The organism is Variovorax sp. P1_H12_2, assembly GCF_056405335.1.
In genome coordinates, this window is record NZ_JBFUCI010000023.1 from 20,455 (window position 1) to 30,329 (window position 9,875).

The following is a 9,875-nucleotide window of genomic DNA, read 5'->3' on the forward strand; positions in this document are numbered from 1 at the left end:
CAGGGTCGGATGTCTGGCTAGCCACCGAGGTTGAACGCGGGGGCGTTGCGGCCCATGACTTCGGTGCGGCGCACTTCGGTCCAGTACATCCAGATGAGCGACACCCAGACCACGCCGTACATGAGCATGAAAGCGCTGGAGCGGATGCCGGTGAGGTCCATCAGCACGCCGAACAGGATCGGCAGCACGAAGCCGCCCATGCCGCCGGCCAGGCCGACGATGCCGCTGACGGTGCCGATGTTCTCGGGGTAGTCGTCGCTGATGTACTTGAAGACGCTGGCCTTGCCGAATGCGAAGGCGATGCCCAGCAGGAACATCAGGGCGGTGAAGGCATAGACGTTCAGCCCGAGGTGGAAGCTCCTGGGGCCATTGACGGTGAGCACCGTGAAGTCGGTCTGCGGGTACGACAGCAGGAACAGGCAGATCCAGCTGACCCACAGCACCCACCAGGTCACGCTGTGCGCGCCGTACTTGTCGGACAGCCAGCCGCCGCCGGCGCGCAGCACGCCGCCGGGCAGCGAGAAGCAGGCGGCCAGCAAGGCGGCGGCGCGAATGTCCAGGCCGAACTCGCCGACGTAGTACTGCACCATCCACAGCGACAGCGCGACGTAGCCGCCGAACACGATGCTGTAGTACTGGYAGTACTTCAGCACCTTCGGCTCCTTCAGCATCTTCAGCTGGTCGGCGAACTTCGTGTTCGAGGGCACCCGATGCGCCGGGTCGCTGGCGCTGAACATCCAGAACAGCACCAGGGTGCCCAGCATGATGGCCGCGTAGGCCATCGGAACCATGGTCCAGCCGAAGGCCACCATGAGCGCCGGTGCGACGAACTTGTTGACGGCAGCGCCTGAGTTGCCCGCACCGTACACGCCCATCGCGAAGCCCTGGCGGTTGCGAGGAAACCAGCGCGCGACGTAGGGCGTGCCGACCGAGAAGGAACCGCCGGCCAGGCCGACGAACAGGCCGATGACCAGGAAGTGCCAATACTCGGTGGCGTAGCTCATCAGCCAGATGGCCGGCACGGTGACCGCCATCAGCACGGCCATCACGATGCGGCCGCCGTATCTGTCGGTCCAGATGCCCAGCGGCACGCGGATCAGCGAGCCCGTGAGCACCGGCATGGCCGTCAGCAGGCCGAACTCGGTGGCGTTCAGGCCCAGCATCTTCTTGATCGGGATGCCGATCACGCCGAACATCATCCACACCATGAAACACACGGTGAAGGCCAGCGTGCTGACCAGCAGCACCGCGAGTCCTTGGCTCTTTTTCGTCATCCTGCAGTCCGCTCATCAGTCATGAACCGACTGTAGGAATTCGGCGCCCGTCGCGGCATCCTTCGGGAGGAGGGCCGGCCGACGRCAGAGGAACGATGGGCGCGCGGCCGGCATCGTCCTGAAGAACTACGCGCGCGAAAAAAGAGCGCGCGCTTGCGCTGGATCAACCCAGGTTGTGCTCGCTTGCGATCACGGCGGCGTGCACCCGCGAGCTCACGCCGAGCTTGCGCAGGATGTGCTGCACGTGGATCTTCACCGTGGTCTCGGCGATGCCGAGCGATCGCGCGATCTCCTTGTTGGCCCCGCCGCGGGCGATGCCCTGGAGAATTTCCTGCTCGCGCGGAGACAGCAGATCGAGCCTGGAGCCCGCCGAGGCCGGCGGTTCGGGCGGCTGCGCAGCGGGTGCCGCCGCGTCGCGGTAGGCGGCCACCAGCTTGCCCGTCATCTCCTCGGAGACCACGTTCTCGCCGCGCACGGCCCGCCGGATCGCCTTCGACAGCGCATCCCCCTCGATGGTCTTGAGCAGGTAGCCGCAGGCGCCGCCGCGCAGTGCGGCCGAGAGGTCGCGCTCGTCTTCGCTGACCGTCAGCATCAGCACGCGCGCGGCCGGAGCCACCTCGTGCAGCGCCGGCAGGGCGTCGACGCCATGGACGCCCGGCAGATGGTTGTCGAGCAGGATCACGTCGGGCTGCAGCTCCCCGGCGCGGCGCTGGGCTTCGCCGGCATCGCCGGCGTCGCCGACCACCTCGAACTGCGGATCGCGCTGCAGCAGGGCCGTCAGGCCGCGCCGGAACAGCGTGTGGTCGTCGACCACGAGGATTCGGATGCGGGGGGTGGAATCGGTCATGGCAGGGCGGCAGCGAATGGTGGGGTGGAGGGCAACACGGGCGGAGTCTCCGGTGTCGCGGTCCGAATCGCCGGAAGAGTCAGGATGACGGACGTGCCGGAATGCGGCGTCGATCGCACCTCGAGTGCGGCATCCAGCCGCGCGGCGCGCTCGGCCATGATGTCGAGCCCGACGTGGGTTTCGTCCAGCCGGCCGGCAAGGCGGTCGAAGCCGACGCCGTCGTCGCGCACCTCGAAGCGCCAGCGCGGCTGCTGCTGCACGTCCAGCCAGACCCGCGTCGCGCCCGCATGCTTGCGCACGTTCGAGAGCGCTTCCTGCACGATGTGCAGCACCTGGATCTGGATGTCGGGCGCCAGCGGCATGCCATGGCCCTGCATCCGCAGCGTCGCCTGGACGCCGGTCTGGTGCTCGAACTTGCGCAGGGTCGTGAGCAGCGCGGGTTCGATGTCCTCGTCATTGGCCCGCGTGCGGAAGTGGAGCAGCAGTTCGCGCACGTCGCCGTAGCTCTCGCGCACGCCGAGGCCGATCTCCCCGAGCACGTGCTGGGCCTGGGCGGCGTTGCCCGCGTCGAGCGCATCCTGCATGAGCTGAACCTGGATCTTCAGGAACGCCAGCGACTGGGCGATGGAGTCGTGCAGTTCGGACGCCAGCAGGCTGCGCTCCTGCGAGACGGCTTCCTCGCGCTCCAATGCGCTGAGGCGCAAGCTCTCCATGGCGCCGGCCAGATGCACCGTCATGGCTTCCAGCAGCGATCGCTCGGCATCGGTGATGCCGACTTGCGCGTGGAAGAACAGGTCCACCTCGCCCATCAGGCGATCGTGCAGCCGGATCGGGATCGACACCACGGTCTCGAAGCCGGCCTGCGCGCAGTTGCGCATGCGCGCCGGTTGCATCGACCGGATCGGGATCACCCGCGCGCCGTGCGGTGCCTGCGGTGAGCCGCAGTGGCAGTCCCCGGCCATCAGGCAGTGCTCCGCCTCGACCATCGATTCGGGCAGACCTTGAGAGGAAAGCATCAGGTAGCGCCGGTTGGTCTGGTCCGACCAGCGCAGCGCGACCCCGTCGGCGTGCGCGATGCCGGCGATGCTGCGGGTGAAGCCCTGCGCCAGCGCCTCGAGCGTGGTGGCCTGGCTCGCCAGCTTGGTAACCTCGTACAGGCTCTCGAGCCGGCCGCGTTTCTCCTCGAGTTCGGCAGTCTTCTCGCGCACCCGGGCTTCCAGGTTGCGGTACATCGCCTGCAACTGGCTCGCCATGCTGTTGAAGCCCTCGGCCAGGGTGCCGAATTCGTCGTGGGTCTCGCATTCGACGCGCGCGTCCATGTTGCCGGCCTGCACGCTGCAGATCGCCCGGTAGAGCAGGCCGACCGGTTCCAGCACGAACAGGTAGCCGGTGAACAGGAGCGCCGCGGTGCCGACGAGCGCCAGCCCCATCATGGCGATCTGCAGCAGATACATCAGCGCGGTCCAGCGCGCCATGTGCGCCTCGATGCCCCGCACGAACACGTCGATGTGGCGCACGAACACCGAGGCCGCGTCGGCGTCCGCCGCGACGGACGTGGGACCCTGCGGCTCGTGCGGCGCCGCGAGCCGCTCGCGCAACGCCGCCCATTCCTGCTCGACCACGGCGAAGCTGCTGCGCACGCCTGCATCCCAGGGCACGAACAAGGGCCGCTCGGGGTCGCCGTCGCGCAGCAGTTGCACGCTGCGTTCGAATTCCGCCACCTGCCGCGGCAGGTCTTGCGTCTGTCCGGTGCCAGCCGCCAGCAGCATGCGGTAGGTCTGCATGCGCATGCGGCCGGCTTCGTTGACGGCCGCGGCGCCGCCTTCGAGCTGCACCGACATCCAGACCAGCGCGGCGATGGCGCCCAGCGACAACGCGAGGAACGGCGCGGCCACCAGCATCAGCTTGAGGCCGAGCGGCCAGCGTCGCCAGCGTGGAACTTTCGGCATCATGCGGCGAAACGGCAGGGCGCCACGCGGCACGGCGCACGGCGGCGGGGAGACGAGCGCGAAGTGAATGACATGGTGTGAGCTCGCGGGGGAGGACGCGGCGTTGGCGCCGCGCGTTCAGCGTTCACGGTAGCAGTCGCGGCGAACGTCTTGTTGATGCATCGCAAGCGAATGCCGATTCGATGCGAAATTCGATCGAACGAACACCCTCGGCCTCGGGTGGCCTTGGAAGAACCCGCAGAAGCCGGCCCGGGAGGCCGGCTTCGCGATGCCGACCCTCCACGCGGCCAACCATCCGAAAGACCCGCAAATTGCGTGGGTCTTTTGACTTTGGCAACCCGGAAATTTCCTGCAAAATAGCACGACCGTTCGTTTTATTCCAATTCCCCCCGATGCCCGACACCGCCGCTCCTGCCAAGCCCGTCCGCGCGCCCGCGAAAGGCCAGCAGACCAAGGCCGTCATCATTGACGCAGCCCTGAACCTGGCCGCCCAGATCGGCCTCGAAGGCCTGTCGATCGGCGCGCTGGCCGACGTCACCCAGATGAGCAAGTCGGGCGTCTTCGCCCATTTCGGCTCGCGCGAAGAGTTGCAGATCTCCGTGATCCGCGAGTACCACGCGCGCTTCGAGCAGGAAGTCTTCTACCCGGCGCTCAAGGCCGCGCGCGGCCTGCCGCGCCTGCGCGCGATGTTCGCCAACTGGATGAAGCGCACCTCGACCGAGATCGATTCGGGCTGCATCTACATCAGCGGCGCCGTCGAATTCGACGACCGCACCGGCCCCGTGCGCGACGCGCTGGCCGACTCGGTCAAGACCTGGCTGGCGGCGATGTACCGCGCCGTGGTGCAGGCCAAGGCCGAAGGCCATCTGCGCGAGGATGCCGACGAGAAGCAGATCGCGTTCGAGATCCACGCGCTGATCCTGGCGCTGCACTACGAGGCCCGCTTCCTGCGCTCGCCCGACTCGCTGGCTCGCGCCAACGTGGGCTTCGACAACATCCTGCGCCGCAGCGGCGCGACCGACATGCAGCCCGCCGCCGGCAGCCCGGCGCCACGGCGGCTCAAGGCCGCGCGCTGAACGCGCACGGTTCGATTCCCTTCGTTTTCTTCCTTTCCACTTGCCCTCCGGAGACCTTTCCATGCCCGCCTACACCCCGCCTCTGCGCGACATGCAGTTCGTGATGCACGAAGTGTTCAACATCACCGAGGAACTCAAGGCGCTGCCCAAGCACGCCGAGGTCGACGCCGACACCATCAACGCGATCCTCGAGGAAGGCGGGAAGTTCGCCTCCGAGGTCACCTTTCCGCTCAATATCAGCGGCGACGAGGAAGGCTGCGTGCTCGACAAGAGCACGCACGAGGTGAAGACGCCCCAGGGCTTCAAGGATGCCTACGCGAAGTTCGTCGAAGGCGGCTGGGCGGCGCTCTCCTGCGACCCGGCCTATGGCGGCCAGGGCCTGCCCTATGTCGTGAACCAGTGCGTCTACGAGATGCTCAACTCGGCCAACCAGGCCTGGACCATGTACCCGGGGCTGTCGCACGGCGCCTACGAGGCGCTCGCGGCGCACGGCACCGACGAACAGAAGAAGACCTACCTGCCCAAGCTCACGAGCGGCGAGTGGACCGGCACCATGTGCCTGACCGAGCCGCATTGCGGCACCGACCTCGGCCTGCTGCGCACCAAGGCCGAGCCGCAGGCCGACGGCAGCTACAAGATCACCGGCAACAAGATCTTCATCTCGGCCGGCGAGCACGACATGGCCGACAACATCATCCACCTGGTGTTGGCCCGCCTGCCGGACGCGCCCAAGGGCAGCAAGGGCATCAGCCTGTTCGTGGTGCCCAAGTTCAACGTCAAGGCCGACGGCTCGCTGGGCAGCCGCAACGGCATCTACTGCGGCGGCCTCGAGCACAAGATGGGCATCCACGGCAACGCCACCGCGCAGATCGTGATCGAAGGCGCCACCGGCACGATGGTCGGCCAGCCCAACAAGGGCCTGGCGGCGATGTTCGTGATGATGAACGCCGCCCGCCTGGGCGTCGGCAACCAGTCGCTCGGCCTGACCGAAGTGGCTTTCCAGAATGCGCTGGCCTACGCCAAGGACCGCACGCAGATGCGCTCGCTGTCGGGCGTCAAGGCCAAGGACAAGGACGCCGATCCGATCATCGTCCACCCCGACGTGCGCAAGATGCTGATGACCGCCAAGGCCTACGCCGAGGGCGGCCGCGCGATGGCGATCTACTGCACGCTGCTGCTCGACAAGGAGCACAACCACCCCGACGAGAAGGTGCGCAAGGACGCGGGCGAGATCGTCGCGCTGCTGACGCCGATCGTGAAGTCCTTCCTGACCGACAACGGCCACACCGCGACCAACGCCTGCATGCAGGTTTTCGGCGGCCACGGCTTCATCAAGGAATGGGGCATGGAGCAGTTCGTGCGCGACAACCGCATCAACATGATCTACGAAGGCACCAACACCATCCAGTCGCTGGACCTGCTGGGCCGCAAGGTGCTGGGCAACAACGGCGCGACGCTGAAGAAGTTCGGCAAGCTGGTGGGCAAGCTGGTGGAGGAAGAGGGCGTCAACGAGAAGATGAGCGAATTCATCACGCCGGTGGCGGTGCTGGGCGACCAGCTCACCAAGTTCACGACCGAGATCGGCTTCAAGGGCTTCCAGAACCCCGACGAAGTCGGCGCCGCCGCGGTGGACTACCTGCGGGTCGCCGGCCACTTCGTGTTCGGCTACATGTTCGCGCTGATGGCGCGCACCGCGCTGCGGCAGATCGCGGCCGGCAACACCGACCCGTTCTACGTCGCCAAGCTGCAGACCGCGCGCTTCTACTTCGCCAAGCTGTTCCCCGAGACCGCGACGCTGATGCGCACCGCGCGCGCCGGCAGCGCCCCGTTGATGAACACCGACGCCGCGCTGGCATAAATATGCTCACCCCCGAATCTCCGCGCACTTCGTGTCGCTTCGGATTCCCCCTCAAGGGGGCACTGCCTGCGGCCCGGCAAAGCCGGTTCCGCGGCAGTTCCCGAACGGGCTTCGCTGCGCTTGCCGCAGTGCTTGTATTGGCAAGCGGCAGCGCCTTTGCCCAGATGAGCCCCGTGGGTGTCTGGCGCAGCATCGACGACAAGACCGGCGAGTCCAAAGCCGAGATCCGCATCGCCGAGTCGGGCGGCGCGCTGGCCGGCCGCATCGAGAAGTCGCTGAAGAAGGATGCCAAGGCCGATGCGGTGTGCGAGGAGTGCACCGACGAGCGCAAAGGCAAGTCGATCACGGGGCTGGAGATCATCCGCGGCGGCAAGAAGGCCGAGGGCAAGGACGTCTGGGAAGGCGGCAAGATCCTCGACCCCGAGAACGGCAAGGAATACCGCGCCAGCTTCACGCCCATCGACGGCGGCAAAAAGCTCGAAGTGCGCGGCTACCTCGGGCCCTTCTGGCGCACCCAAACCTGGAACCGCATTCAATAGCCCACCCCCGAATGCTGCTCACTTCGTGTAGCAGCCTCCCCCTCAAGGGGGCAACACCGGTGGCCCGGCAAAGCCGGTTCCACGGTGTTTCCCGAACAGAATCAGAACTTCGAAAGCAAGTTATGTCCAGATTCCAAGTGAAAAAGGTCGCCGTGCTCGGCGCCGGAGTGATGGGCGCGCAGRTCGCCGCGCATCTCGTCAACGTGCGCGTGCCGGTCGTGCTGTTCGATCTTCCTGCAAAGGAAGGCCCGAAGAACGGCATCGTCACGCGCGCCATCGACAACCTCAAGAAGCTCAAGCCCGCGCCGCTGGCCGACGTGGCCGATGCTGTGCTGATCGAGCAGGCCAACTACGAAGACGACCTGACCAAGCTCGGCGAATGCGACCTGGTGATCGAGGCGATCGCCGAGCGCATGGACTGGAAGCTCGATCTCTACAGGAAGATCGCGCCGCATGTCGCGAAGCATGCCATCCTGGCCTCGAACACCTCGGGCCTGTCGATCACCAAGCTCAGCGAGGCCCTGCCCGAGGCGCTCAAGCCGCGCTTCTGCGGCATCCACTTCTTCAATCCGCCGCGCTACATGTTCCTGGTCGAGCTGATCAACACGCCGACCACCGAACCCGAAGTGCTGGACCAGCTCGAGACCTTCGTCACCAGCGCGCTCGGCAAGGGCGTGGTGCGCGCGCACGACACGCCCAACTTCATCGCCAACCGGGTCGGCATCGCCGGCATGCTGGCGACCCTGAAGGAAGTCGAGAAGTTCGGCCTCACGCCCGACGTGGTCGACGACCTCACGGGCAAGAAGCTGGGCCGCGCGAGCTCGGGCACCTTCCGCACCGCCGACGTGGTGGGCCTCGACACGATGGCCCACGTGGTCAAGACGCTGCAGGACAACCTCGACGAGAAGAGCGATCCGTTCTACCCCAACTTCGCGACGCCGCCGGTGCTGGCCAAGCTGCTCGAACTGGGCAACCTGGGCCAGAAGACCAAGGCCGGCTTCTTCAAGAAGGCCGGGCGCGACATCCTGCGCTTCGACCTGGCCAAGGGTGACTACGTGCCCTCGGGCGACAAGGCCGACGAGGTCTACGGCCGCATGCTCAAGAAGCCCGCGGCGCAGCGCCTGAAGCTTTTGCGCGAGAGCGAAGGCGCGCAGGGCCAGTTCCTGTGGGCCATCCTGCGCGACAGCTTTCACTATGCCGCCGTGCATCTGGCGACCATCGCCGAGAGCGCGCGCGACATCGACTTCGCGATGCGCTGGGGCTTCGGCATGAAGCAGGGTCCGTTCGAGCTGTGGCAGGAAGCAGGCTGGACGCAGGTCGCCAAGTGGATCCAGGAAGACATTGATGCGGGCAAGGCGCTGTCGAGCGCGCCGCTGCCGAAGTGGGTGTTCGAAGGGCCGGTGGCCGAAGCCGGCGGCGTCCATACGCCCGCAGGCTCATGGAGCGCTTCGAAGAACGGCTTCGTGGCCGCCCGCAAGCTGCCGGTGCATGAACGCCAGCTCTTCCCCGAAAGCGTGCTCGGCGCCGATGCACCCGACGCCAGCCAGGCCGGCACCACGATCCAGGACGAAGGCGACGTGCGCCTCTGGACGCTCGACGGCGAGGTGCTGATCGCCAGCATCCACTCGAAGATGCATGCCATCAGCCCCGATGTCGCCGAAGCGCTGGCGGCCGGCGTCGAGCTGGCCGAGCGCGACTACAAGGCGCTGGTGATCTGGTCGCCCGACGAGATGTTCTCGGTCGGCGCCGACCTGCAGGCGATGCTGCCGGCCTTCGTGGTCGCGGGCATCGGCGCGGTCGAAGGCGCGGAGCAGGAATTGCAGAACGTCATGCTCAAGATCCGCTACGCCAGCGTGCCGGTGGTGTCGGCCGTGCGCGGCATGGCGCTCGGCGGCGGCTGCGAACTCGCGGTGCATTCGGCGAAGCGCGTCGCGGCGATGGAAAGCTACATCGGCCTGGTCGAAGTCGGCGTGGGCCTGATCCCGGGCGCCGGCGGCCTGACCTACATCGCGCGCCGCGCGGCCGAGAACGCCGCCGCATCGACCGGCAACGACCTGCTGCCTTTCCTGACCGAAGGCTTCACCGCCGCGGCCATGGCCAAGGTCGGCACCAGCGCGCTCGAATCGAAGAAGCTCGGCTACCTGCTCGACAGCGACGTCATCGTGCCGAACAAGGACGAGCTGTTGTACGTGGCACTGCAGCAGGCCAAGGCGATGGCCGACGCCGGCTGGCGCCCGCCGCTGCGCCGCATGTTCAAGGTCGCGGGCCGCAGCGGCGCCGCCACCATCAAGGGCCAGCTGGTCAACATGCGCGACGGCGGCTTCATCAGCGC

7 protein-coding genes are annotated in these 9,875 nt (G+C 67.0%); 4 read left to right on the top strand and 3 right to left on the bottom strand.

Going from position 1 to position 9,875, the window contains the following annotated elements:
- Positions 1-17: 17 nt before the first annotated feature.
- From AC1D2K_RS04620 to AC1D2K_RS04630, 3 genes are all read right to left on the bottom strand, one after another.
- Entirely contained in the window at positions 18-1,274 is a 1,257-nt protein-coding gene (locus AC1D2K_RS04620) for an MFS transporter (RefSeq protein WP_478086659.1), read from the bottom strand.
- A gap of 163 nt (positions 1,275-1,437) precedes the next feature.
- Entirely contained in the window at positions 1,438-2,121 is a 684-nt protein-coding gene (locus AC1D2K_RS04625) for a response regulator (RefSeq protein ID WP_478086661.1), read from the bottom strand.
- The gene (locus AC1D2K_RS04630) at positions 2,118-4,070 is read right to left on the bottom strand and encodes a type IV pili methyl-accepting chemotaxis transducer N-terminal domain-containing protein (protein WP_478086663.1); all 1,953 of its coding nucleotides are present in this window, start codon (positions 4,068-4,070) and stop codon (positions 2,118-2,120) included. The genes AC1D2K_RS04625 and AC1D2K_RS04630 overlap by 4 nt, the downstream gene beginning before the upstream one ends.
- A gap of 392 nt (positions 4,071-4,462) precedes the next feature.
- On the opposite strand from AC1D2K_RS04630, the gene AC1D2K_RS04635 reads away from it, so the two are divergent.
- From AC1D2K_RS04635 to AC1D2K_RS04650, 4 genes are all read left to right on the top strand, one after another.
- Positions 4,463-5,146 (top strand): TetR/AcrR family transcriptional regulator, encoded by a 684-nt coding sequence (locus tag AC1D2K_RS04635; RefSeq protein WP_478086665.1) that lies wholly within the window; start codon positions 4,463-4,465, stop codon positions 5,144-5,146.
- Positions 5,147-5,207: 61 nt separating this feature from the next.
- On the top strand, positions 5,208-7,004 hold the full coding sequence (locus AC1D2K_RS04640) for an acyl-CoA dehydrogenase C-terminal domain-containing protein (RefSeq protein ID WP_478086666.1): 1,797 nt from the start codon (positions 5,208-5,210) through the stop codon (positions 7,002-7,004).
- Between the two features lie 164 nt (positions 7,005-7,168).
- Entirely contained in the window at positions 7,169-7,543 is a 375-nt protein-coding gene (locus AC1D2K_RS04645) for a DUF2147 domain-containing protein (protein WP_478086672.1), read from the top strand.
- A gap of 122 nt (positions 7,544-7,665) precedes the next feature.
- Positions 7,666-9,875, top strand: a 2,210-nt coding sequence (locus AC1D2K_RS04650; protein WP_478086667.1) for a 3-hydroxyacyl-CoA dehydrogenase/enoyl-CoA hydratase family protein, incomplete at its 3' end; no start/stop codon positions are given.